Annotated in this window: 24 protein-coding genes and 1 pseudogene; 12 read left to right on the forward strand and 13 right to left on the reverse strand. The window is 65.9% G+C overall.

Features of this window, described 5'->3' with window-relative positions; translation table 11 throughout:
- Positions 1-5: 5 nt before the first annotated feature.
- Both AC5Y4N_RS18650 and AC5Y4N_RS18655 read right to left on the reverse strand, forming a co-directional pair.
- Positions 6-1,316: an NAD(P)/FAD-dependent oxidoreductase gene (locus AC5Y4N_RS18650; RefSeq protein WP_499908715.1), complete on the reverse strand. Its 1,311-nt coding sequence runs from the start codon at positions 1,314-1,316 to the stop codon at positions 6-8.
- A 79-nt stretch (positions 1,317-1,395) separates the two neighbouring features.
- A complete protein-coding gene (locus AC5Y4N_RS18655) occupies positions 1,396-2,922 on the reverse strand; it encodes a phytoene desaturase family protein (RefSeq protein WP_499908556.1) in 1,527 nt (508 codons plus the stop codon).
- 99 nt (positions 2,923-3,021) lie between these two features.
- On the opposite strand from AC5Y4N_RS18655, the gene AC5Y4N_RS18660 reads away from it, so the two are divergent.
- The 4 genes from AC5Y4N_RS18660 (at position 3,022) to AC5Y4N_RS18675 (ending at position 6,288) form a co-directional block, all read left to right on the forward strand.
- Positions 3,022-3,282 carry a hypothetical protein gene (locus tag AC5Y4N_RS18660; protein WP_499908558.1) on the forward strand — a complete coding sequence of 87 codons (261 nt, stop codon included), beginning with the start codon at positions 3,022-3,024 and terminating at the stop codon, positions 3,280-3,282.
- 144 nt (positions 3,283-3,426) lie between these two features.
- Positions 3,427-3,912, forward strand: a complete 486-nt coding sequence (locus AC5Y4N_RS18665) for a TspO/MBR family protein (RefSeq protein ID WP_499908560.1) — start codon at positions 3,427-3,429, stop codon at positions 3,910-3,912.
- Positions 3,913-3,991: 79 nt separating this feature from the next.
- Positions 3,992-5,824 carry an AMP-dependent synthetase/ligase gene (locus AC5Y4N_RS18670; RefSeq protein ID WP_499908562.1) on the forward strand — a complete coding sequence of 611 codons (1,833 nt, stop codon included), beginning with the start codon at positions 3,992-3,994 and terminating at the stop codon, positions 5,822-5,824.
- Positions 5,825-5,907: 83 nt separating this feature from the next.
- Positions 5,908-6,288 (forward strand): hypothetical protein, encoded by a 381-nt coding sequence (locus AC5Y4N_RS18675; protein ID WP_499908564.1) that lies wholly within the window; start codon positions 5,908-5,910, stop codon positions 6,286-6,288.
- Between the two features lie 51 nt (positions 6,289-6,339).
- Here the strand turns inward: AC5Y4N_RS18675 and AC5Y4N_RS18680 are convergent, their stop codons facing one another.
- On the reverse strand, positions 6,340-6,843 hold the full coding sequence (locus AC5Y4N_RS18680) for a hypothetical protein (protein ID WP_499908566.1): 504 nt from the start codon (positions 6,841-6,843) through the stop codon (positions 6,340-6,342).
- Between the two features lie 150 nt (positions 6,844-6,993).
- Here AC5Y4N_RS18680 and AC5Y4N_RS18685 point away from each other — a divergent pair, with 150 nt between their 5' ends.
- Together AC5Y4N_RS18685 and AC5Y4N_RS18690 are read left to right on the forward strand one after the other, a co-directional pair.
- Entirely contained in the window at positions 6,994-8,340 is a 1,347-nt protein-coding gene (locus AC5Y4N_RS18685; protein WP_499908568.1) for an MFS transporter, read from the forward strand.
- Between the two features lie 66 nt (positions 8,341-8,406).
- Positions 8,407-9,342: an alpha/beta fold hydrolase gene (locus AC5Y4N_RS18690; protein ID WP_499908570.1), complete on the forward strand. Its 936-nt coding sequence runs from the start codon at positions 8,407-8,409 to the stop codon at positions 9,340-9,342.
- Positions 9,343-9,694: 352 nt separating this feature from the next.
- On the opposite strand, the gene AC5Y4N_RS18695 is transcribed toward AC5Y4N_RS18690, so the two are convergent.
- On the reverse strand, positions 9,695-10,180 hold the full coding sequence (locus tag AC5Y4N_RS18695) for a hypothetical protein (RefSeq protein ID WP_499908717.1): 486 nt from the start codon (positions 10,178-10,180) through the stop codon (positions 9,695-9,697).
- Between the two features lie 177 nt (positions 10,181-10,357).
- Here AC5Y4N_RS18695 and AC5Y4N_RS18700 point away from each other — a divergent pair, with 177 nt between their 5' ends.
- Complete coding sequence (locus AC5Y4N_RS18700) at positions 10,358-10,780, forward strand: nuclear transport factor 2 family protein (RefSeq protein WP_499908572.1); 423 nt, start codon at positions 10,358-10,360, stop codon at positions 10,778-10,780.
- A 23-nt stretch (positions 10,781-10,803) separates the two neighbouring features.
- On the opposite strand, the pseudogene AC5Y4N_RS18705 reads toward AC5Y4N_RS18700, so the two are convergent.
- The 6 genes and pseudogenes from AC5Y4N_RS18705 to AC5Y4N_RS18730 all read right to left on the reverse strand — a co-directional run.
- Positions 10,804-12,297 (reverse strand): annotated as a pseudogene (locus AC5Y4N_RS18705) (flavin-containing monooxygenase); the annotation flags it as partial.
- Entirely contained in the window at positions 12,279-13,004 is a 726-nt protein-coding gene (locus AC5Y4N_RS18710; RefSeq protein WP_499908574.1) for an SDR family NAD(P)-dependent oxidoreductase, read from the reverse strand. The pseudogene AC5Y4N_RS18705 and the gene AC5Y4N_RS18710, both read right to left, overlap by 19 nt.
- Complete coding sequence (locus AC5Y4N_RS18715) at positions 13,001-13,747, reverse strand: HpcH/HpaI aldolase family protein (protein ID WP_499908576.1); 747 nt, start codon at positions 13,745-13,747, stop codon at positions 13,001-13,003. The genes AC5Y4N_RS18710 and AC5Y4N_RS18715 overlap by 4 nt, the downstream gene beginning before the upstream one ends.
- Positions 13,744-14,712, reverse strand: coding sequence for a zinc-binding dehydrogenase (locus AC5Y4N_RS18720; protein WP_499908578.1), 969 nt, complete (start codon positions 14,710-14,712; stop codon positions 13,744-13,746). The genes AC5Y4N_RS18715 and AC5Y4N_RS18720 overlap by 4 nt, the downstream gene beginning before the upstream one ends.
- A gap of 2 nt (positions 14,713-14,714) precedes the next feature.
- Entirely contained in the window at positions 14,715-15,926 is a 1,212-nt protein-coding gene (locus AC5Y4N_RS18725; RefSeq protein ID WP_499908580.1) for a cytochrome P450, read from the reverse strand.
- Positions 15,927-15,937: 11 nt separating this feature from the next.
- Positions 15,938-16,642 carry an NIPSNAP family protein gene (locus AC5Y4N_RS18730; RefSeq protein WP_499908582.1) on the reverse strand — a complete coding sequence of 235 codons (705 nt, stop codon included), beginning with the start codon at positions 16,640-16,642 and terminating at the stop codon, positions 15,938-15,940.
- Positions 16,643-16,738: 96 nt separating this feature from the next.
- On the opposite strand from AC5Y4N_RS18730, the gene AC5Y4N_RS18735 reads away from it, so the two are divergent.
- Together AC5Y4N_RS18735 and AC5Y4N_RS18740 are read left to right on the forward strand one after the other, a co-directional pair.
- Complete coding sequence (locus AC5Y4N_RS18735) at positions 16,739-17,557, forward strand: SMP-30/gluconolactonase/LRE family protein (RefSeq protein WP_499908584.1); 819 nt, start codon at positions 16,739-16,741, stop codon at positions 17,555-17,557.
- Positions 17,554-18,369 carry a thioesterase family protein gene (locus tag AC5Y4N_RS18740; RefSeq protein ID WP_499908586.1) on the forward strand — a complete coding sequence of 272 codons (816 nt, stop codon included), beginning with the start codon at positions 17,554-17,556 and terminating at the stop codon, positions 18,367-18,369. The genes AC5Y4N_RS18735 and AC5Y4N_RS18740 overlap by 4 nt, the downstream gene beginning before the upstream one ends.
- 9 nt (positions 18,370-18,378) lie before the next feature.
- Here the strand turns inward: AC5Y4N_RS18740 and AC5Y4N_RS18745 are convergent, their stop codons facing one another.
- Complete coding sequence (locus AC5Y4N_RS18745; protein WP_499908588.1) at positions 18,379-19,635, reverse strand: cytochrome P450; 1,257 nt, start codon at positions 19,633-19,635, stop codon at positions 18,379-18,381.
- Between the two features lie 84 nt (positions 19,636-19,719).
- On the opposite strand from AC5Y4N_RS18745, the gene AC5Y4N_RS18750 reads away from it, so the two are divergent.
- Positions 19,720-20,253, forward strand: a complete 534-nt coding sequence (locus AC5Y4N_RS18750; protein WP_499908590.1) for a TetR/AcrR family transcriptional regulator — start codon at positions 19,720-19,722, stop codon at positions 20,251-20,253.
- Here AC5Y4N_RS18750 and AC5Y4N_RS18755 read toward each other — a convergent pair.
- Positions 20,250-21,419, reverse strand: a complete 1,170-nt coding sequence (locus tag AC5Y4N_RS18755; protein ID WP_499908592.1) for a CaiB/BaiF CoA transferase family protein — start codon at positions 21,417-21,419, stop codon at positions 20,250-20,252. The two genes, AC5Y4N_RS18750 and AC5Y4N_RS18755, sit on opposite strands and share 4 nt — an antisense overlap.
- Positions 21,420-21,495: 76 nt before the next feature.
- On the opposite strand from AC5Y4N_RS18755, the gene AC5Y4N_RS18760 reads away from it, so the two are divergent.
- Positions 21,496-22,062 carry a TetR/AcrR family transcriptional regulator gene (locus AC5Y4N_RS18760; RefSeq protein WP_499908594.1) on the forward strand — a complete coding sequence of 189 codons (567 nt, stop codon included), beginning with the start codon at positions 21,496-21,498 and terminating at the stop codon, positions 22,060-22,062.
- Here the strand turns inward: AC5Y4N_RS18760 and AC5Y4N_RS18765 are convergent.
- Entirely contained in the window at positions 22,037-23,179 is a 1,143-nt protein-coding gene (locus AC5Y4N_RS18765; protein WP_499908597.1) for an aminoglycoside phosphotransferase family protein, read from the reverse strand. The two genes, AC5Y4N_RS18760 and AC5Y4N_RS18765, sit on opposite strands and share 26 nt — an antisense overlap.
- 204 nt (positions 23,180-23,383) lie before the next feature.
- Here AC5Y4N_RS18765 and AC5Y4N_RS18770 point away from each other — a divergent pair, with 204 nt between their 5' ends.
- Entirely contained in the window at positions 23,384-24,073 is a 690-nt protein-coding gene (locus AC5Y4N_RS18770) for a DUF427 domain-containing protein (protein ID WP_499908599.1), read from the forward strand.
- Positions 24,074-24,077 lie beyond the last annotated feature (4 nt).

Raw genomic sequence — 24,077 nt, forward strand, 5'->3', positions numbered from 1 at the left:
TCCGCTCAGTTGGCCTTGGGCAGCGGAATGCCTTGACTGGCCGAGAATTCCGCATCCGCCTCCGACGCGAGCCCGATCGAGACGATCGTTCGCGGGAACATCGCGTCGGTGAGATACGCCAGCGCCACCGCCCACCGATTGACGAACCGCGGCATGGCATACAGGTGATAGCCGCGGGTGACCAGCTTCGCCGGATATCCGGAGATGTGGACGTTGAGCGGATTGGCGACGGCGTAGCGGGGGCCCAGGTCGACGACCAGACCCATGTTGCGGTGCCGGTAATCCTTCTTCGTTCCGTAGCCGAGGCTGGCGGCGACGTTGCGCGCCAACGTCTTTCCCTGACGAATGGCGTGCTGCGCGGTGGGCGGGGTGATCTTTCCGGGTTGCGTGAGATCCGGCACCGCAGCGGCGTCGCCGCCGGCGAAGACGTCCGGATGGCCGGGGACCTGCAGGTCGGCCTGCACTTTGAGCCTGCCCTTCTCGGTGGGCAAGCCGAGCTGCTCGATCAGCGGCGCGGCCGTCACGCCGGTCAGCCAGGCCACCGTGCGGGTGCCCACTACCGAACCGTCGCTCAACACGACGTGATCGGCATGCACTTCCTTCAATGTCCTGCCCAGTTGAATGTCGATGCCGCGACTGCGCAGCACGTCCATGGCGGCTTGGCCAAGCCGTTCACCCACCTCGGGCATCACCTGCTCGGCGAGGTCGAGCAACAGGAACTTCACCGACGCAGGGTCGAATCCCATCTGCTTGGCGGCGGCGTCAGCGAGCGCCCGCAATTGCGCGACAAGTTCCGTCCCCGAATACGAGGCGCCGACCACCACGATGGTGCGGCGCGACTGAGCCAGGTCCTTGTCCTCGTCGAGGCACGCCAGCTCGAATTGCTCGAGCACATGGTCGCGCAGGTACAGGGCCTCCGCGGTGGACTTCAGGCCTCTGGCGTGGGTGGCCAGTCCGGGGATGTCGAACAGGCGAGTCACCGATCCGGGTGCCAGCACAAGGCGGTCCCACGACATGCTGCGCGACCGCTGCTCGGGATCGGTGAAAGTCAGCGTGTGGTTCTTGAGGTCCACCTCGTCGACGCGGCCACGCACAGCCCGGGCCCCTTTGAGCATGCCGGCCAGCGGGATCGTCACGAAGCGTGCGTCCACCACGCCGCCCGCCACGTCAGGCAGCAGGGGGGTGTACAGCATGTAGTCGATCGGCGAGATCAGCGTCACCGTCACGGGGGCATTTCGCCTGCGCATCTGGCGGGCGAGTCGCCGGGCACATTCGAAACCCGTGAATCCACTGCCGACGACCACGACCGACTTCATCTGCGGGACGGAATCAAGCTGCGTCGTCCCCGTGTGATTTGCCATGGGGACTCATGTACCCACCGCGCGCCGCACCAATTCATGGCGCCGTCGAACCGCTTCCGGGGTGCCGCGGTGTCGTTGGCCCGAGGTGAAGATCCCTTAGGTTCCGAATGCCGAAGTGGCGTCTCAGGACTCGACGGGCGGCGTTCATGCCGCACATCCCGTGCACTCCGGGACCTGGTGGTGTCGCCGCCGAGCACAAATAGACGTTGTCGATCGGGGTTCGGTAGGGGTCCCAACGCAACACCGGCCGGGCCATCATCCGGTACATCGAGACCTGACCGACCGCGATGTCGCCGCCGACGTAGTTTTCGTTGTGCCGCGACATGTCGCTGGCCGGGATGCAGCGCGATGCCACGACGATGTCGCGGAACCCCGGTGCGAAACGTTCGATCTGCGCGGTCACAGTCTCGGTCATGTCACGCGTCGAGCCGTTCGGCACATGCGCGTAGGTCCACAGCGGCGACTGACCGCCCTGCGCCCGCCGCGTCGGGTCGGCCACCGTCGGATGGCTCAGCAGCACCATCGGAGTTTCGCTGTGCCGGCCCGCGGCGGTATCGCACTCGGCCTGCGCCATCTGCGCGCGGCTTCCGCCGATGTGCACCGTCCCGGCCGAACCCACCCGCGGGTCAGCCCATGGAATCTCTTCCGACACAACGAAATCCACCTTCGCCACGCCGCTTCCCGGGCGGAACTTCTGCACGGCCGCCCGGTACCGCGACCCCAGGCGCTCTCCGAACACGTCGACGAGGGTCCACGGCGACGTGTCGAACAGGTACACCCTGGCGTCCGGCAGATCATCGGCGCGCCGGATACGACGACCGCAGCTGACCACACCGCCTCGCGCCGAGATGTCTGCGATCAGCGCGTCGGCGATCGATTGGCTTCCGCCTACCGGAATCGGCCAACCGTGGGTGTGGGCGAGCGCTCCCAGCAGCATCGCCGCGCCACCGCCGGCGATTGACGGGATCAACGTATTGGCGTGTGCCTCAACCCCTGTCACCAGGGCGCCGCAGAGTTCGGCGTGGGTCATCCGCTCCCACAGCGGCGTCCCGAGTTGCAGCGCCCGCGCCGCCAGCGAACCGGCCGCAAGCAATCCGCGCGGCGTCAGGGCCGCAGCCGGCACGCTTCGAAAGTCCGACAGTGCGATGTCCCGAACCGCCTGCACTGCATCGACGAGCGGGGCCATCACCCGCCTGAACAATCGGCCGTCTTCTCCGCCTAGTTCCTCGACGGTGCGATCGATGCTGCGATATGCGATCGCCGCGCGACCGCCGTCCATCGGGTGGGCATACGCCGCCTCCGGCTGGGCCAACGTGACGCCCCGGCCGGCAAGGTCGAACCGCTGGAAGAATTCCGATGCAGCGGCGAGCGGGTGCACTGCCGAGCACAGGTCGTGACGCAGCGGCACCTCGAGATCGAGCTCGACCGTCCGGCAGCCGCCACCGGGCTGCATCTGGGCCTCCAAGACCTCGACCGATAGTCCGGCTGCGGCGCAGATCGCCGCTGCGGCCAGACCATTTGGACCCGAGCCCACGACCACGACGTCGCGTCGGTTGCTCATCACGCCGTACCAAAGCGCAGTGTTGCCATCGTGGTCCATTCTCGCCGACTACTGGAAGCCGCCCGCACATAGTCCCACGAGGACTACGCTGGATCCGCTGTGTTCACACTGAGGCGCCACCTCACGACCGGAACGCTGGCCGCTGCCGCAGCGGCCGCGGTGGTGTGTGCGCCGCCGGCGGCAGCCGACTGCACCACCAGCGGCGGCGTCACGGTGTGCGCGCAGGGCACGGTCACCGGCCCGTCGGGAGCGCCGGCGCCCTCGGCAGGTCCGTATTACCCGTATCCCTGCGAAGAGGACTGGCTGTGCGACGACGGCGGGATTTCGATCGTGCTCGCCCCGCCGCGCTGGCGTAATTGACCCACGCATCGTGACGCGTTGTGCCGCTGGGCGATTCGGTGACAGACGTCGGCCGCAGCCGCACCTGGATTAGCAACCGCGGGCGCAGGGAACTCCCGCGCAAACTAGAACATCTGGCGGATCTGGGACTGGGAAGGTTGCACTATGCGCGCGATGACACTGGCCGCGACATCGGCGGCGGTCGCCGCGACCGCAACACTGGGCGGCTTGGCCAGCCGGCCCGCGGAGTCCTTCTGGTACCGGCGGTTGAAGAAGCCTGGCTTCCAGCCGCCGCGGCAGGTCTTCCCCGTGGTGTGGCCGGTTCTCTACGCCGACATCGCAGTGGCGTCGGCGTCGACCATCGACGGCCTGCGCGATCAGGGACGTTCCGAGGAGGCACGCGGATATGTCGCCGCGTTGGCCGCCAACCTCGTGCTGAACGGCAGCTGGAGCTGGCTCTTCTTCAACCGCCGCCAGCTCGGCGCATCGGCTGTGGCGGCCGCGGCGCTGACCGCCAGCAGCGCGGATCTGACGCGACGCACCGTCGGAACACTTGGCCCCCGTGGGCTGGCACTGGCCGCCTATCCGTTGTGGTGTGCCTTTGCGACGCTGCTGTCCACGCGGATTTGGATGCTCAACCGCCGACGCTGACCGGCGAGATACGACCACAATGATGACCGGAGAGGGTGGAGTCCGTCCCACCCTCCGTATGCAACGAGGCGAGGAAACGATGGCGACCACCACATCCCCCGTTCAGACCGCATCCAGTCTCGCGGCGCTGTTTCTTCAGCGCGTCGAACGTTCGCCCGACAAGGAGGCGTTCCGCTACCTCGAGGCCGGCAATTGGGTGTCGATCAGTTGGCGGCAGGCGGCCGACCGGGTGGAATCGCTGGCGGCGGGGCTGCTGGCACTCGGGGTGGAACCCGAGCAGCGCGTGGGCATCGCTTCCAGCACCAGATACGAATGGATACTCGCCGATCTCGCGGTCATGTGTACAGGCGCAGCCACCACGACCGTGTATGCGAACACCAACGCCACGGACACCGCCTACATCTTGTCCGACTCCGAATCGAAGGTGGTCTTCGCAGAGAATGCCGAGCAACTGGCCAAGCTGACGGAACGTCGTGCCGATCTGCCCGGCGTCACCAAGGTGGTGCTGTTCGACGCATCAGAAGCCGGGGAACAGGACCGAGGCGACGACGATTGGGTGATCACTCTCGACGAGCTGGCCGAAGTGGGCGCCAAGCATCTGGCCGAGCATCCCCAGTCAGTCCGCGACTCCGTCGACGCGATCACGCCCGACCGGCTCGCGACATTGATCTACACGTCCGGAACCACGGGCAAGCCGAAAGGTGTTCGGCTGCAACACAAAGCGTGGGTGTACCACGGGATGGCCGTCGCGGAGATGGGCCTGCTGGGCGAAGACGACATACAGCTGCTGTGGCTACCGCTGGCCCACTCGTTCGGCAAGGTGCTGGTGTCCGCGCAATTGGCGTGCGGCTTCGTCAGCGCCGTCGACGGACGCGTCGACAAGATCATGGAGAACACCGCCGCCGTCAAGCCCACCTTCATGGCTGCTGCGCCCAGGATTTTCGAGAAGGCGCACGCTCGCATCGTCACCGCCCAGCAGGACCAGGGCGGGCTGAAAGAGAAGCTGTTCAAAACGGCCTTCGCCGTCGGTGTCGAGGTCGACCGCCGGCGTCGCCAGAACACGTCTGTTCCGATGCCAATGGCTCTGCAGCACAAGCTGTTCGACCGATTGGTGTTCAGCAAGGTGCGGCAGGCATTCGGCGGCCGGATCCGGTTCTTCGTGTCCGGTTCCGCACCGCTCAACCGTGAGATCGCCGAATGGTTTCATGCCGCGGGCTTACTGATCCTCGAGGGCTACGGCCTCACCGAGACCGCCGGCGGCGGTTTCATCAACCGCCCCGACAACTACAAGCTCGGTACCGTCGGGTTGCCGTTCGACGGCACCCAGGTGCGCATCAGCGACGAGGGGGAAGTGCAGATCAACGGTCCGGAAGTGATGGCCGGCTACCACAACCTGCCCGACGCGAGCGCCGGCGCGTTCACCGAAGACGGCTGGCTACGCAGCGGAGACAAGGGTGAGTTGGACTCCGACGGGTTCCTGCGGATCACGGGTCGGATCAAGGAGATGTTCAAGACCTCCGGCGGTAAGTACATCGTGCCGCCGGCGATCGAAGCGAAGTTCATCGCGATGTGCCCCTACGCCAGCCAGTTCCTGGTCTTCGGGGAAGCCCGCAACTACTGTGTCGCGCTGATCTCCTTGGACCCGGACAGCCTCTCCGGGTGGGCGGCCGACCGCGGGATGACTGGCAAGTCGTACGCCGAACTGGTGAAGACGCCCGAAGTGCACGCGCTGGTCGACGAGTACGTGAAGAAGCTCAACGCCGAGCTCAACCGCTGGGAGACGATCAAGAAGTGGGCGCTGCTGGACCACGACCTGTCGGTGGAGCGCGGTGAACTCACCCCGTCGCTGAAGGTCAAGCGCACCGTGGTGGCCGAGCACAACCGGGAGCTGATCGACGGCCTCTACCGCTGAGCGCACATCGGTCTTGCAAGAAGCCCTTGTGGCGCCGACGCCACCGGTTAGGCTTTGCCCCGAAACGACGGGAGGGTGGGGAAATGAATCGTCAGTTACTTGCCGCCATCGCGGTCACGGCCGCCGTCATCGCCACGGCGCCCGCTGCCGCCGCCGACGACCCATCCGGACGCTATGACGGCGACGTGCCCGGCATGTCGTATGACGCCGCTCTCAATGCCCCGTGCTACAGCTGGGAGCGTTACATCTTCGGGCGGGGCCGCGGCGGCGAGGCGATGCAGTGCCACTGGATTCCCAACCAGTGGCCGCCTGTCGACACGGGCTTCTGGGTGATCTCCTACCCGCTGTACGGCGTGCACAACATCGGCGAGCCGTGCGAAAACCCGCGTGGCGCAGCGGCACAGTCACCCGACGGGATCGCGCTCGTGTGCACCGCCCAGTTCGGCTGGCAGCAATGGGTGTAGCGGCGCACTGAGCTCGAACAGCCTGCGCCGCAACGGGTTTGCTCGGCCGAGTTAGATCGGTGCGATGTAGTCCGACGTCCGGAAGTCGCCGCTCAGCTGAGTCGAGATGCCCAGCGGTCCCTCCACCGACACCCATGCGCCTGTTGCGCCGTCCATGACCGGTGCCGAGACGGTCGCGGTGCCGTTACCGGCTCCGTCGGTGTAGATGCGGCCCACGCCGACCCCGGGTTCGCCGGCACCGCAGCTGATGCCCGGACGCGGCACCTCGACCAGACGCACGCCGTACCAGATGTCAGGATTCACCGCGAGCAGGTGCACCTCAGCTGACACCGTGTTGCCGCTTCGAGACAGCAGCGCGTACGCCGAGCCCTTGCTGTCTGAGGGCACATAGGGCTCGTTGGTCCAATCACACCGCCGCAGAATCGAGCTCAACGGCATGTACCGCGTGCCGTCGTCGGCCGCTGCGCGTGGCGTACCGGATGGCAGCACCGCTGCGCAGGTCGTCACCATGATCGCCGTTGCCACGACGGCGCTGAACCGCATGAGCTGTCGCATCGGGAGAATCCTTCCTGGTCGCCACGCCCCGACCTGGCAAGTATTGACGACGACCGCGTGGATAAACGCACAAATGGTGCCGGAGTTACCGTACAACCGCTTCCGAGGCATCACACTGTGGATGAACGCGGTCGGCGGAGGGACGACACGATGGTCATCGGCGACGACGAAGTCACCAAGGCGGCGCGACTGGACGAGCAGTCCCACCGCGCGCAGGTCCGGCGGGCCGCACTGGCCAGCACGGTGGGCACCACGATCGAGTGGTACGACTTCTTCCTCTACAACACTGCGGCCGCACTTGTTTTCCCGCACTTGTTCTTCCCCGCGTCCAGCGCGTACGCCGGCGCCATGCAGTCGTTCGCGACTTACGCCGTCGGCTTCGCCGCACGCCCCGTCGGCGCGGCGATCTTCGGGCATTGGGGCGACCGGATCGGTCGCAAGGCCACATTGATCACCACGCTTCTGGTCATGGGCATTTCATCGGCGATCGTCGGCATCCTGCCCGGGACTGCGTCGGTCGGTATCGTCGCGCCGCTGCTGCTGGTGGTCATGCGGCTGGTCCAGGGCATCGCGATCGGCGGCGAGTGGAGCGGTTCGGTGTTGCTCGCCATGGAATGGGGCGCGCAGGAAAGACGCGGCCTGCTGGCGAGTTCCGCCCAGGTCGGTGTCCCGGTCGGGCTGGTGCTCGGGACCGGAGGCATGACTTTGTTGTCGGCGGCGCTGCCGCCCGACGCGTTCAATGCGTGGGGGTGGCGAGTGCCGTTCTTGGCCAGCCTCGTGCTGGTGGCTATCGGGCTTGCGATCCGGCTGAAAATCCTTGAGACACCAATGTTTGCGAGAACCGTGATCGAGCGCAAGGTGGTGCAGACACCGGTCGAGCACGCGATCCGCCACCATTGGCGCGAGATTCTACTGTCGGCCGGCGCTCGGTTCAGTGAGCAGTTGCCGTTCTATCTGTTCACGGCATATGTCCTCAAGTACGTCAAAGACCGCGGCGGGTTCAGCGGGACCTTCGTGCTCAACTCGGTGCTCGTCGGCGCCGTCTGCGCGCTCGCGGCGATCCCGTTCTTCTCGCATCTGTCGGATCGTGTCGGCCGCAAACGGGTGTACCTCGCCGGCGTGATTCTGGTCGGCGCGTTCGCGTTTCCGTACTTCGCAGTGCTCACCCATGGCGGTCACGTGCTGATCTTCGTCACGATCGTGCTGTCGCTGATCCTGCATGCGATGCAGTACGGCCCGCAGGCGGCGATGATCGGCGAGAGTTTCCCGACGCATCTGCGCTACGGCGGCGCAGGTTTGGGTTACCAGCTGGCGTCCGTCTTCGCCGGTGGTCCCGCTCCCCTGCTGGCCACCTGGCTGCTGCATCAGACCGGCACACCGTATTCGATCTCGCTGTACATCCTTGTCGCAGTGATCGTTTCGGCTGGGTGCGTGGTGGCCCTGCCCGACCGGTCGCGGGCCGACATCGAAGACGACCGGACATACAGCCGCAGTTGACGCCCACCGCGCGATCCTCGAAAATCGGCCGGCGGCGCGCGATCACGACCTAAAATCACGGTGCCCATGAGACCAAAGAACCTGTGGCGTCATCCGGTGCGGGTGCCGCCCACCGAAAAGCCTCGGGCAGAAGGTCGCGTCCACCTGCCCGACGGTCGCCGGCTGGGTTTCGCGGAGTTCGGGGATCCGTCGGGTGACATCGTGCTGTGGTTCCACGGCACACCGGGCGGCCGTCGGCAGTTCCCGCTGCTGGGCCGGCGCGCTGCCGAAAAGCTCGGGCTCCGCGTAATCCTCGTAGAGCGTCCCGGCGCGGGGCTTTCGGATCCGTATCGATACGACACGGTGGCCGACTGGGCCACCGACGTGGCGCACGTTGCCGACGCAGTGGGCGCCGGCCGCCTGGCCGTCGTCGGGCTTTCCGGCGGCGGCCCTTACGCGTTGGCGTGCGCTGCGGTGGAGCCGGTCGCCAGTCGCGTTGTGGCGGTAGGGATCTTGGGCGGCGTGGTGCCCTCGGTGGGTCCGGACGCGGCTGCCACCGGGGCCATTGTGCTGGCTCGTCGCTTCGCGCTGCCGCTCTCTGTGCTGCGTCAGCCGTTGGCGCTGACCGTATCCGGACTGGTACTGCCGATCATCCCGTTCGCGCACTACGCATGTCGCGCCTATGCGAGCATCACGCCGGAGGGCGACCGCCGGGTACTGCACGATCCGGACATGGAAGGCATGTTCGTCGACGACCTCATCTTGTCGACACGGGGACGGCTGCAGGCGATCGTCGACGATGCCCGATTATTCGGGCGCGACTGGGGATTTCGACTAGCCGATGTGAGAGCGCCGGTGCGGTGGTGGCATGGTGACGCCGACCCAATAGTGCACCTGGTGGGAGCTCAGGCGTGCATCGAACGACTGCCCAAGGCCGAGCTGATTTTGCGCGCCGAAGAAAGCCACCTCGGCGGCTTCGCCAGCGCCGACGAAGTGCTCGAATTCGTCCGCTCTCAGTTCTGAGCGTCTCCGGGGTTCTCATCTCAGTCCCTGGGTACCAGAAGCTCCGCGGCGGTCACGCAGGACCGCGGGCATCGTGCTCCCACCCACGCATCGTGGACGTCGTTGAGAGACGGGCGTTTTCGATGTCGACCTCCCACTCGGGGAAGCGCTTGAGAATTTCCGCTGAACGTGACGTGATCGACGAGCGCCTTGATGACGCGGCCAACATTATTCAGCACATAACTGACGGTCGCGGTCGACACGTTGGCCGGGCGGCACCACGTCGGCCTTGGTCGGCCGCGGTGTTCCCTGCGCGCTCGATCGCCTCGGACCGGCGTAGCCGCGCGGGCTGGCGCAAGGCCGATTGCGGGTGCTACCCAACCGGCACCAGATCCGGCTCATAGGCCTGCCGACAGCGGGTGCCGCCACGGAATGATTCGGTAGCCAAGTCCGGACCGGCGGGAAGTCGTACAGCTGCGAGCGCACAAGCCTTGAAGACACACGCCGCGCTACTGAGCCGGTGCTGGACAGGTTCGGCGCGGCGATGGACTCCGGTCGGCCAGAAATCGCCCCACAAAATGACCTCGGTGAGACCTCGATCCAGGGCCGCAACCACGGCCTTGCGTATACGTGAGTCGCGGTTGAAGACGTCGGCGGCGACCGCAAGTGCTTGAGGCGCAGCCAAATCCCCGATCGCGTCGAGCGCTGCAGCCGGAGCCGTTCGAATTCCGAGAATGCGAAGCGCCCGCGCGTCAGCGGGTTCGTCGAGAAGCAGGGTGACATCCCACCCCGCCATCGCGCGATCGAATAGCCAGCCGCCGGCCGACTGCACGACGTCGTTGACGTCGACGGCGATCACATCGAGCCGGTACCGGGTCGACGTCCCTGCGGTTTCGGGGCCGCGTTGAGGCGTCCGTCGCGGGGCGGCGTAAGGGAGCTCGAACTGGATTGTCGCGTCGTCTCGGCGCACACCAACAGCGTGACAGTTTCGATGTCATCTGTAAAGCTTGGATTCAACCGTCGAAGGGGCTAACCCATGGATGTCCAGAGAATCAGCGACGAACTCGAGATCACTGCGCTACTCAACAGGTATGCCCGTGCGGTCGACACCAAGGACTGGACTCTGTACCGGTCGGTCTTCACCGCGGACGCCCGTATCGACTACTCGTCGGCGGGCGCGGTCGCCGGCGGCCGTGACGAGGTCGCCGAGTGGCTCAGCCGAGGATTCGCGTCGATTCAGATGAGCATGCACTACATCACCAACGTGGAAGCCGAGCTGGACGGCGACACGGCGACGGTGCGGGCGATGTTCTACAACCCGATGCAGTTGCCCGACATGACCGAGCTGAGCTATTGCGGTGGCTACTACCACCACCGGTTGGTGCGGACCTCCGACGGATGGCGCAGCGCCGAACTGCGCGAAGAGAACGTGTGGTTTGTCAACGCGCCGGGAGGCTGATCTGACGCACAGGCGCTTTCCTGCCTGTCGGGCGGAGGCTCGAATGCGTAATCCCCCGGCTTGAATCTGCGCGTCATCGCCCAGAACGCGCGGGCGCTTCGCGGCCACTGGGTGACCACGCGGCCGTTGGGCGCCCGAAAGTAGTTGCTGCACCTGGTGGTCCACACGGTGCCCGCCATCCACCGGTCGATTTTGGCGACGAACGCAGCCATGGTTTCCGGTCGCACGGCGATGTACGATTTGCGTTTGCGGCGAAGGTATTTCAGCGCCGCCACGACGTAGCGAGCCTGCGCTTCGAGCATGAAGATCACGCTGTTGGACCCGACGTTGGTGTTCGGGCCGTACAGCATGAAGAAATTCGGGTAACCCGGAACCGCCATGCCCAAATAGGCGTACGCGCCATCCCGCCACGTCTGACGCAACGACGTCGCGCCTTCGCCCACCACGTCGATCTGGCCCAGGTAGTCGGCCGCGGCGTAACCGGTCGCGCACACCACGACGTCCACCTCGAGTTCGGTGCCGTCCTCCGTGACCAGTGAGCGGCTGCGCAACGCCCGAGCCGGGCTCGCCACCACCTCGACGTTCGGTCGAGTCAGCGCGGGTATGAAATCGGACGAGAACACCAACCGCTTGCACCCGAGCGGATGATCCGGAGTCAGCTTGCGGCGCAGCTCCTCGTCGTCCACGACTTCGTCGAGCATCTTCTCGGCGAGCGCCTTGAATTCCTGCGTCTTGTCGCTGCCGTTCTCGATCACCGAGATGTTGGCCTCGCTGCGCAGCCACAACCGCGTGCGGTACAGCCTCTTGGCGAATGGGACGTGCGCGAGGATCCATCGCTCGCGCTTGGTGTACGGGCGGTCCGGCTTCGGCAGGATCCACGTCGCCGAACGCTGCACTGAATACACCCTGTTGGCCACCTTCGCCAGTTCCGGCAGCAGTTGCGACGCCGTCGAACCGGTGCCCAGCAACGCAACTCGCGCATCTGTCAGGTCGACCGAATGGTCCCAGCGTGCCGAATGCATCACGACGCCGGTGAACGGCTCTTCCTCGACCAGCGTGGGCATCACCGGTTGAGTGAAGATCCCGACAGCCGATACCACGACGTCGAAGTCGTGCCGCTCACCGGTGGAGGTGGTCAGCCGCCAGCGGTTGGCGACGGGATCCCATTGCGCTGAAACGATTTCCGTGTTGAGCCGCAGGTGCGACTCCAGTCGGTAGCGCCGAGCACACTGCTCGAAGTACTTTAAGATTTCGGGCTGGGCCGACCACAGTCGCGACCAATGCGGGTTGAGCTGAAACGAGTACGAGTACAGGTGCGACTTCACATCGCACGCAAGGCCCGGATACGTGTTGATCCGCCAGGTGCCGCCGACACCGTCCTCGCGGTCGAATAGCGTGAAATCGCGAAAACCGGCCTCTTGCAGGAGAATCCCGAGCGCCAGTCCACCCGGGCCGGCACCGATGATCCCCACCGACAAAGTGTGCCCGCTCGTCGTACTCATCCGATCTGCAGGCATTGGCCGCCGTCGACGACGAGTTCAGCGCCGGTGATGAACGACGCCTGCTCGGAGAGCAGGAAGGCGACCGCATCAGCGACCTCGGCGGGCCGGCCCAGTCGCCCGATGACGGCCCGCGCGGTCAGACGGGCCTGGGTAACGTCGTCGAGCATCGGTGTCTGGATCGGTCCGGGAAACACCGCGTTCACACGGATACCGGACGGCGCTAATTCGGCCGCTGTGATCTGAGTGAGGCCGCGCAGCGCCCACTTGGCCGAGCCGTACGCGGCGTGATGCGTAAACGGCCGAAGCGCACCGGTGCTGCACGTGTTCACGATCGCGGCACCCTGCGCGCGCCGCAACTGCTGCAGCGCGGCTCGGATGCCCAAGAACGGACCCAGGCAGTTGACCCGCCAGCTGCGCTCGAAACCCGCTGGCGTTTCTTCGTCCAGCGCTGCTCGGTGCAGCACGCCTGCATTGTTGACCAGTGCGGTCAGGGTTCCGAACCGCTCGACCACCGTCTTGACCGCGGCGTCCCATTGATGTTCGGCTGTCACGTCCAACTCGATCGCGATGACGTCGGGATCCTCGAGCGCGTCGACTGTGGCGGTCAGTTCGTCGACCATGAGATCGCATGCTGCGACGCCGAATCCGTTTGCACGCAACCGCCGCGTGATCGCGGCGCCCTGCCCGCGGGCGGCGCCGGTCACAATGGCCACGCCGGTCACTGGCCCGTGGCTTCCCGCAGGTGCGCTGCCACTCCGCGACGCAATGCCTGCGATTCGGAGGCCAGTGTGATCATCTGGAAGCCCAGCCTCGCCATGACATTGCCGGCTTTGCCGTCTCCAGCGTGCACACCTGTCACCAGGCCGGCCGCCGCGGCGGTGGAATGGATCCGCCTGATGGCGTCACAGACAGCCGGCTCAGTGAATGCGTCAGCGACGCCGTGGCCCATCGACAGCCAAAGATCAACCGGACCGACATAGATCCCGAAAAGCCCTGGGACAGCGCATATCTCGGCTATCGCAGCGAGTCCGCGCGCGGTCTCCACCATCGCGAAGACGTTGGCCCGCGACTCCAGCGTGGCAGTGTCGCGGCCCAGGCACGGTGCCAGGGGGCCGAAGCTGCGCACTCCTGACGGTGGGTACCGGGTGGCGGACACCGCCGCGGCGGCCTGCTCGGCCGACTCGACCGCCGCGATGATCACCGCGTCGGCGCCCGCGTCCAGCACCCGCCCGATCGGGGCGGCATTCGCCGAAGGCAGCCGCACTGCGGTGGCGATCGGGACGTGTTCGAGCCGGCGCAGCAGTAACGCGACGTCGGCGTCGCTGAGATAACTGTGCTGAACGTCGAAACCGACGTAGTCGTATCCGGCGCGGGCGAATTCCTCGGGGCCCATGATCGTCGGGCCGACCACCCATCCGCCCCACAGCGGTGATTTCGTGTCGAGAGCTTGCTGCAGTCTGCTCACGCGACGATCGCAATCTTTACGCGTTCTGGTACGGGACGGCAGGCGAGTTCGAACGCCGGCTGGACGTCGCCGATGCCGAACACGTGCGTAACGTATTTCGGCAGGAGTTCGGGGTGTTCGCGCGCGAACGCGTCGGCACACCGCAGCATCCGGCTGCGCTCGAGTGTCACGCCGGATTGCAGCGTCAGATTGTTGCGCAGCATCGTGCGCATGCTGATCGGGTAGCAGTCGTCGTCGGCCACGCCGAAGTAGAGCACGGTGCCGCCGAAGGCGGCTGCGTCGATGGCGTGGCCCAGCGTCGCGACTTGATGGCCGACGGCTTCGATCACTATGTCGGGCTTGTCATTCGGTGAGAGATGGCTTACCCAGCGGTCGCTGGTGGCGCGCACCACCGTGTCGACACCGAATTCCTTGCTGACGACTTCCCGATCGACCGGGTCGACGCCGGTGACGTGCCGGGCCCCTTTCACCTTGGCCACGTACGAGAACAACAACCCGATCGAGCCCTGACCGATGACCGCGACGTGGCGTCCGTTCAGCTCGCGCAGTTGCTCGACCGCGTACAGCACGCACGCCAGTGGTTGCAGTGCGATTGCGTGCCCCGGATCGAGGCCCGGGTCGTAGCCCGCCACGCCGTTGCCGTCGGTGGCCACTCGCTCCATCAGGCCGTCGAACCCCGACGCCCAGCCCACCACGCGGTCGCCGACGCGGTGGTCGGGATGGCGCGTCGCGATCACCTCACCCACGACCTCGTGGACGGGAAAACCGTCCTTCTCGGCGGCGAACAGACCACGGTCGCCCGCGATCTTGCCTCGCACACCGCGAAACGGCGGAATGTCACTGCCGCAGATGCCGGCGGCCAGGAAGCGCAGCAACACCTGGCCGTCGACGAGATCATGAGATGTCTTGTCCGGCAGGGAGTTCCGTTCGAAGGCATAGGGCGCGACGAGCCGGTACGACCACATCCTCACACCTGCACCGGGATGCTGTTCCAGCCCCACTGAAAGCTCGACGGCGGGCGCGACGCTGCTTCGCTGACGACATTGAACTCCGGTACGCGCTTGAGCCACTCGGCCACCAAGATCGCGATCTCCAGCCGCGCGAGGTGATAGCCGAGGCAGAAGTGCTGGCCGCGGCCGAAGGCCAGGGACCGCTCGATGCGCCGGTCCCAGATGAATTCGTCGGGGTCGGGATACTGGCGTTCGTCGCGGTTGGCCGAGGCGATCAGCGTGATCACGCGCTGGCCCGGCCTCACCGTGATGTCGTGGAGGGTGAACGGCTTGCGCACCGTGCGCGCAAACCATTGCGCCGGTGCGCAATAGCGGATGATCTCGTCGCGCGCGACGGGCACGTTGGCCTCGATGTCGGAACGCACCTCCGCCATCTGCTGCGGCCGGCGTGCCAGTTCCCACAAGCCGTGCGCGACGATCTTGGGCACAGTCTCGGTGCCGCCGATGAACACGCCCAACATCTGCGTCGCGACCTCCACGTCGGATAGCGCTGATCCGTCGGGCAGCCGGTACGCCAACAGCTTGTCGACGATCGGCAACTTTTCGCCGACGCCGGCGCGACGGCGCTGCACCACCGGGATCAGGTACTCGAGGTATCCGGGCCGCGCGTCGGCCACCTCAACCCCGCTGCCGGGCTGCGCGAGGCTTCCGGCATTGACCGTCGCCAGCACCTCCGGCGCCAGCTCGGCGGGCAGACCCACCAGATCGCACACCACCGTGGCGGCGACGATGCCGCCGTATTCCTGTGTCAGATCGAATTGTCCGCGCGCAGTCAACTCGTCGAGGCGCTCGTTGGCCAAGCTGCGAATCCGATTGGCGAGAGCGGATACCGATCTCGGCCGGAACGGCGCCGACGTGCACTTGCGTACACCGTCGTAGATCGGTGCGTCGAAATTGGCGTGAAACGGCATGGGGTGCAGCGGCGGATCGGGCACGGGTCCGTCGTTGTGGTGTGCCAGAACCGCTGCGGCGGGCAAGGTTCCCTCGGACGCCACGAAGGTGCCGTCCATGAGCTCGAGCATCCGCCAGATGTCGTCGAACCGCGACAGCGCGAAGGTGTCCCACTTCTCGATGTAGTACACCGGATACTTGTCCCGTAGCACGCGGTAGAACGACAGCGGATCGGCCATGACGGCAGGATCGAACGGGTCGTACGAAAACTTCTGCATCACCGCACTTTTCATTGCAGTGGTGACGGCGGTAGGGCCGCGAGGACGGAGTCCTCCCACCCGTCGCGCAGTGCGGGCGCGACGCTCATCCACGTGACGATCTCGGCGGGAGGGTCGTCCTTCCAGGACGGGTAGTGGTTGGCGAAGCAGTCCCAGTCGCCTTCTAGCGCCCAGTAATGGATGACTTCGTTGAAGCGGAAGGTGGTGGTGAACGAACCAAGCCAGCGCTTGCCTGTCCGCTCAGACCACGGGACGTAGAGGCGCTCCAGCTCGCGGATGTAGTCGTCTTGCCGGCCGGGCTTGGTCTGCATGATCTCCTGGATCACCAGTCCGGCTTTGACATCGGCTTCTTTGAGTTGAGCGAGCGTGCGGTTGCTCGGAGCGGGGTACATGATCCGCCCCTCCCCCGACGCGCCGGCTTCGGACAACAACGCCGTCCACTTGGCCGCGGCCGCCTCGTGGCTGCCCCCGCGGGCTTGTGCACTACCGATTCGCGCATAGTCGGAGAACCCGTCGATCTCCCAGATGACAGTGGCTTGTGGCCAGTGGCCGTTGTAAGGCGTCGTCTCCCAGATCGCAAACAACCGCGCGCCGAGTTCCTCCATCATCGGCTGGTACACGTCGGCGAACAGCTGCGTGAACCGGTCGGTTCCAGCGGAGCCCAACGCGATGGTCTCGTGCAGATAGAGCAGCGTGTGGCTGTAGTACTTGCGCATCACCGCTCGCCGAAAGTTGACAGTCGCACCTAGCGAGCGTGACACTTATGCCGTGTTTTGTAAAGGCGGCACGGGACGTCGAATGACCCCTGCCGGATGACGCTGTCCCCGCTGGCCAACGGTTTCTGTTTCGGCGAGGCTCCACGCTGGTTCGAGGGCCTGCTGTGGTTCTCCGACATGCTCGGCGAGGCAGTCCACACTGTCACCCTGGCCGGTGAGATGAGCACGCTGCCGCTGGCCGGTCATGCTCCCTCCGGATTGGGCTTCCGGCCCGACGGTTCACTGCTGATCGCCTCCACGCAACATCGGCAGATTCTTCGCTACGACGGCGAAAACGTGGACTGCATAGCCGATCTCAGCGCGATGGTGCCGGCCGACCTCGGCGACATGGTGGTCGACGACACCGGCCGCGCCTACGTCGGGTCACAGGCCCGACGCGGTGGCGTGATCGTGCGGATCGACAGCGACGCCAGCGCGGCAATCGTCGCCGACGACCTGGACTTCCCCAACGGCATGGTGATCACACCCGACGGGGCGACACTGATCGTGGCCGAGTCGGTCGCTCGGCGGTTGAGCGCCTACACCATCGACGAAGACGGCGGGCTGTCGGATCGCCGGATCTTCGCAGACGGCCTCGACGGACCGCCCGACGGGATCACGCTGGACGCCGGTGGTGGCATCTGGACCTCGATGACGCTGGCCCACCAGTTTCAGCGAATTGTGCAGGGCGGCAAGGTCACTGACCGCCTCGACATCGGTGAGCGCACCGCGATCGCCTGCACGCTCGGCGGACCGGAGCGACGCACGCTGTTTCTGCTGTCCAGCACCGACGCATATCCCGAGCGGCTGATCGGCACCAGGTCGTCACGCCTCGACGCGGTGACCGTCGACATCCCAGGAGCAGGCCTGCCATGAGCGACGCGTATTACCAGCTTGTCGACGAATCCGCCTCGGACACTGAAAGGTTCGTCGCCACCGACTTGGTGCGTAGCACCTGGACCGCCGCGATCCAGCACGCGGGACCGGTGTCGTCACTGTTGGTTCGTGCACTGGAGCGCTGTGCTCGCCGCGACGACGCCCGACTCAGCAGGGTTGTCGTCGACCTGTTGGGTCCCGTACCCACCGAGGGCGAATTCGAAGTGCATGCGTCGTTGGACCGGCAGGGCAAGCAGATCGAACTGGTCACCGCCGAGATGCTGGCAGCCGGCCCGCAAGGAACACTGCGACCGGTTGCAAAGGCCAGCGGTTGGCGGTTCCAGTGCCTCGATACTCGCGAGACGGTGCGAATGGGTCCGCCCGAGCTGCGCCCCGTCACGCAGGGCCGCAACCGGAACCTGGCCGAGAAGTGGGACCGCAACTACCTCCACAGCCTGGAGTGGCTGTGGCTGACCAAACCGCTGAACGACGGGCCGGGTGAGTCGTGGATCAGACCGACTGTGGACCTGCTGAACGGCGAAACCATGACTCCGCTGCAGCGGCTCTTCGCGGTGGCCGACTGCGCGAACGGCATCGGCTCCAAACTCGACATCACCAAGTGGACGTTTCTGAACACGGATCTGTCCGTGCACGTGTTTCGGATCCCTGACGGCGAGTGGACCGGCATTCGCGCGGAAACCAGGTACGGCCCCGATGGCGTCGGCGCCACAATCGGCACCCTGTTCGACGAGCAGGGTGCGGTGGGCGCTATTGCACAGTCGGTGCTGGTGCGCCGGCGTCCGCAGGGCTGAGCGTCCCCGTCACTCGATGTACGCCGGAAGGCGTTTGATGCCGTGGACGAAGCTGCTCAACAGGAAATCCGGTTCTCCGAACTCGATGCGCCGAAGCCGAGTCAGCAACTCCCGGAACAGGTTTCGCAACTCGCACTTCGCCAGCTGGTTGCCCAGGCAGAAATGCGGCCCACCGCCGCCGAAGCCCAAATGCGGGTTCGGTGAGCGCACGAGGTCGAACGTGTGCGGTGCGGTGAACACGGCTTCGTCGCGGTTGGCCGAGCAGTAGAACAGCGCCACCTTGTCGCCGGCGCTGACGGGCTGCCCGGCGATTTCGGTGTCTCGCACCGCGAACCGAGCGAATTGCAGCACCGGCGTGGCCCAGCGCACGAATTCCTCCAGCGCAACGCCGATTCGACCGTCGAAGTCGTCGGTCAACCACTGCCGCTGCGCCGGGTGGTTCGCCAGCGCCAACATCACGTGCGATGTCGTCTGTTTCGTGGTGTCGTTGCCCGCCGACGCCAGCAGGATCAGAAACGCACCGATTTCCTCGTCGGTCAACCGGTGACCGTCGACTTCGGCGTTGACGATGCTTGTCATCAGGTCGTCGGCCGGGTTGCGGCGCCGAAATCTGGCCAGTTCGATCCCGGTGTTGCTCAACAGCATGATCTCGTTGATGGTGTTCTGCGCGCGATCCTCGAGCGAGCTGTACTCGTCGTCGCTCATGCTGAACAGTTTCTCGGCGGCATGGGCTACGGCTTCCCGGTCCTGGGGCGGCACACCGAGCATCTCGGAGATCGTCATCATCGGCAGCCGAGCCGAGCATGCTTCGACGAAGTCCACTTCGCCGGCGCCCACCAGGTTGTCCACCACGGCGACCGCGTTGCGGTGGATCTGTTCCTCGATGCGGCGCACGTTGCGGGGGGTAAACGCCGCGCTGATCAGTCGGCGATAGAGCGTGTGCTGTGGGGGGTCCATGGTCAAAAAGAACGTCGCGATGCGTTGAACCTCTGCCGGCATCGGATCCAGCGCGACGCCTTGGGCAGAGGTGAACAGCTCAGGGTGCTGGCTGGCGAACATGATGTCGGCGCGGCGGGTCAGCGCCCAAAATCCGTCCTCTTCCATGGGAAACAACGAGGACATCGGCGGGTGCCAACTGAGTCCGTCGGCAGCGCGGAGTTCGGCGAAGGTGTGGTCGCGAACCTCGAAGGGCTGCCTCCAGAAGGCGTCAGACGTGATGTCGAACGGACTGTATTCGCGCGCCGTTGGCGAACTGGCGACGGTCACTCCGGCTCCCTTCCGACGGTTCGCGACAGTTCTGGCGTCGGGGATCAGCGTGACAGTACGTCGATAATTTGTAAAGCTATCGGTGTGCAGCAATCTGCCGACCCGGACCGCGCCACCCGCCAGCGGATCCTGTCCGCCACCGCGGAAGTGCTGGGCCGTCGCGGCCTGATCAAGCTCAGCCTGTCGGAGGTCGCGCTGCAGGCCGGCGTATCCCGTCCGACGCTGTACCGCTGGTTTGCCTCCAAGGAGGAGCTGATCAGTGCGTTCACCGTCTGGGAAAGACAGATGTACGAGCGCGGCGTCGTCGACGCCATGGCTGGCCTGCCGGCGCGTGAAAGACTCGATGCTGCACTGAGGTTCATCGTCGAGTATCAGCAGTCGTATCCCGGATTGCGCATGGTCGACGTCGAGCCGGCCCTGGTGATCCGCCGGCTGTCGCAGATCATTCCGGTGATGCGCGAGCGACTCGAGCGGCTACTACCCGGCCAGGCCGGAGCCCAAGCTGCGGCGACGGCGGTGCGAGTTGCGGTGGCGCACTACCTGGTACGCAGCGACGACGCCGACCAGTTTTTGGCGCAGCTTCGGCACGCGGTCGGCCTCAAAGCTTGGGCGAGTTAGCGCTTCCGGCGCGAATCAAGTTCTGCCAGAATCTCTTTCGTGTGCTCGCCCAGTGCTGGCGCAGGCGCGCGCGGCGCCCAGGGCGTCCCGTGGAAGTCGGCCGGAGTGGCGATCATAGGCACGCTCGACTCGCCGTCAGGGACGTCGACGATCCCGCCGGCAGCGTGGAACTGTTCGTCCGCCACAACATCCTCGATCGAGTTGACCGGCGACCAGAAGAACTCCGGCTCGGACGCGAAGATCGTCGCCCATTCGTGCAGCGGCTTCGTCGCGAAGATGGCGTCCAGCTCGGCGATCAGCTCCACCGCGTTGGCCGCCCGGCTGCGCGCGTCGGCGTACCGCGGCTCGCTGAGCCAGTCTGGGCGGCCGACGACTCTGCACAGCGCGGGCCAGTGCCGGCCGGCCTCCAACCCGACGATCCAGAACCGTCGTCCGTCGGCGGCCGCGTAATTGTTCATGCATGGATTGCCCATGGTTTCGCGCTGTCCGATCGCGATGGGCTGGCCCGTTAGCAGATAAGTGTTGAGGTCGAAGCTGATTGTGTACGCGCCCTGCCGGTACAGCGACGTACTCACCAGCTGTCCGGTCCCGGTGCGGTTCCGCGACACCAGCGCCGCACACACGGCCCCGGCCAGCGTCATACCGGCCATGTGGTCGCCCATGCCGCCGCGCTGGAACGGCGGTGTGTCGCCGGGGCTGGTCAATAACGCCGCGATGCCTGCGCGCGACCAGAACGCCGCGACGTCGTAGGCGGGCCGGTCGGCGTCGGGCCCGGTTTCGCCGTAGCCGGTGATCAAGCCATAGATCAGCCGAGGATTGCGTGTGGTGAGCGTCGGGAAATCCAAGCCGAGGCGGCGCAGTCCGGCCGGACGCACATTGGTGATGAAAACGTCCGCAGCGCTGAGCATTTCGTATGCCGTCGAGCGGCCGTCATCGGTAGCCAGGTCGATGACAACGCTGCGCTTGGAGCGGTTGTCCATCTCGAACGGCGGATTGACCCCGAGGTCACATCCCAGCATCCGGCCGAACATCCTGGCCGGATCACCGCTGGGCGGTTCGATCTTGACTACGTCCGCGCCCCAGTCGGCGAGGATTCCGCCGGCGGCCGGACCGGCGACCCATACCCCGAGTTCGACGACGCGGATGCGCTCTAGCGGTCCTGGCATGCCTGATTTCTACCGCCACGCCAGTCGGACATCGAATGAGGGTGACACTGTGCCCACCCTTTGTAAAGCTATACGGATGACACCGTCAGCACCCGCCCAGCCGCACGAGGATCACGTCGTCGACGAATCCTCCACAAGTCAGCGGCTGCTGATGGCCACCGCTGAAGTCCTCGCGCGCAAAGGCATGACCAAGCTGAGCCTCTCGGAGGTCGCGCTGCAGGCCGGTGTGTCCCGGCCGACTCTCTACCGCTGGTTCGCCTCGAAGGAGGAGCTGCTCGACGCCTTCAGCGCCTGGGAGCGGCAGATGTTCGATCGCGGCATCGCGAAAGCGACCGCGGGACTGAAGGGCAAGGAGAAGCTGGACGCGGCGCTGAGGTTCATCGTGCAATACCAGCACTCCTACTCGGGGTACCGGATGGCCGACATCGAACCGGCTCACGTCATTCGGCAGCTGTCGGGCGTCATTCCAGCGATGCGGGAGCGGCTGCAACGGCTGATCACCGGGCCTAACAGCGCGGTCGCCGCGGCCACGGCGATCCGCGTCGCCGTGTCGCACTACCTGGTACCCAGCGACGACGCCGACCAGTTCCTTGCACAGCTCCGGCACGCCGTGGGCATCAAGCACTCCGCCGACGAGATGTGACACCTAAGAGTGAGCGCCGAAGAGCCGCAACGGTTTCGAGATCGTCCAGGGCCGCGACGGCACGCTTGAAGCCCTCCAGCGCGACAGCGTCAGATTGCATGCCGCCGAGGCCCGCGGTGATGAGCGGCGACACGAACGCATAGGTGACGGCCTGCCGGTAACGCATCCACAATTCGTCACGGCCGAGGCCGGGGCCGCCAGCAGCCGACACCACTCGGCGGTACACGTCGAGCAGTTGGCGCTCGTTGGCCCGGCGGTCTTCGGTGTCCATGCCCAGCACCAACATATAAGCCAGGTCCCTGGCACCATGGCCGCGGCGTACCACCTGCCAGTCCAGCAAGCCGGCGCGGCCCTCGCGGAAGAACGTGTTGCCTGGATGGGGGTCACCGTGCAGAACGGTGTGCGGCCCCTCGTCCACGACCGCCGTCGCCGCAGCGAAGTTCTCCCAAAGGAACCGCGCTGTCTCGACGGGAATCGACGTGCGCTCGGCCAGCCGTCGAGCCGAAAGTCGCATGAGATGAGGCGTCAACGGAATGGTCGGATCGCCGGACGGCGGCCACAGCCACCCGAATCGCCCTGAGCCACCATCGCTTTCGGACAGCCGTCCCCAAAACCTGCCGTGCACGTGGCCGAGGACTTCGACCAGTAGTGCCATCTTGTCGTTGTCGAGCGGATGCAGCGTGTCGGGAAACTCGCACGGGCTTGTGGCCATGTCTTCCAGGACGACGACGTAGCGTCCGGTCAGCGCGTCGAAAGCGGTTCCGTAGCACTGCGGCACGTCGTCTGCGAGTTCGACAGCCAGCTGACTGTAGAACCGCACCTCTGTTTCACCGAGCCGCGCCAGTTCCCCCAGCATCCGGATCGCGGCGCTGGCTGCGGACATCTTGACGAACACCGATGTGGGTATCTCGTCGCCAGTGAGCGCCAAGCGGGCTCTTGACGACGTGCCGGCCGCGCCGTCGATACGCGACACCGACGAGACGCGCCGCCTCATGATCGTCGACAACGACGCGGCGGTGAGGTCGCTGATCTTGCGGGGAAACCGTCGTGCGCCGGCCAGTGCCGCATCCGTGACGAGGCGCTGCACGCCGTGACCGACATGTCCGGCCAGCCGCATGAAAGGCAGGGTCCGTGCCAACTCTCTCCTAATCTCTGCTCGGCCGGAACCAGCGTTACAGATAGCACTATTGATGTAAAGCGTGGCTCTCAGCGTTGCGACTGGCAGTAGCTTTGTGGGCCGCCGTACCATGACGCCCATGCTGCAGTGGCTGCATGAGCCGTCGCCGGCACGTCGCCGCGCCGGCGTGGAGGCGAACGCGACATGAGCCTCGCCGCCGGACGGGGACCGCTGAGCAGCGATCCCGCGGGGTGGTTCGCTCCCCCGATCCCTGCGGGCGTGGTGTACGTCGAGCCGCATCCCCGCCGCGTCCAGGCAATCGTCAACGGGCACAACGTTATCGACACCGAGCGTGCACTGCTGGTGCACCGTCGGGGTCACCCACTGAGCTACGCCTTCCCGCTCGATGACGTCGGCGAGCTGCCCAATCAGCCCGAACCCGAAGCACCTGGGTATGTCCAGGTTCCGTGGGACGCGGTCGACACGTGGCTCGAAGAGGGTCGCAAGCTCGTCCACTATCCGCCCAACCCGTACCACCGGGTGGACTGCCGCCCGACGCAACGCCGCTTACGCGTCGCGGTGAACGGCACGACGCTGGTGGACACCGGCGCCACGACGATCGTCTTCGAAACCGCTCTCGAGCCAAGGCTGTACGTTGATCCCGCGTTGGTGCGCACGGACTTGCTTCGGCGCACCGACACGTCGACCTACTGCAACTACAAGGGGTATGCGACCTACTACTCAGCCGTCGTAGGCGACACGATCGTCGAAGATGCGGCCTGGAGCTACGACGATCCGCCGCCGGAGACCGTGCCGATCAAGGGCTTTCTCAGCTTCGACCCTGCCCGCGTCGAGGTCGTCGCCGAGTTGCCTGCGTCCGAAATCCCTACTTGAGCAA

This window comes from Mycobacterium sp. NGS19, assembly GCF_059813155.1.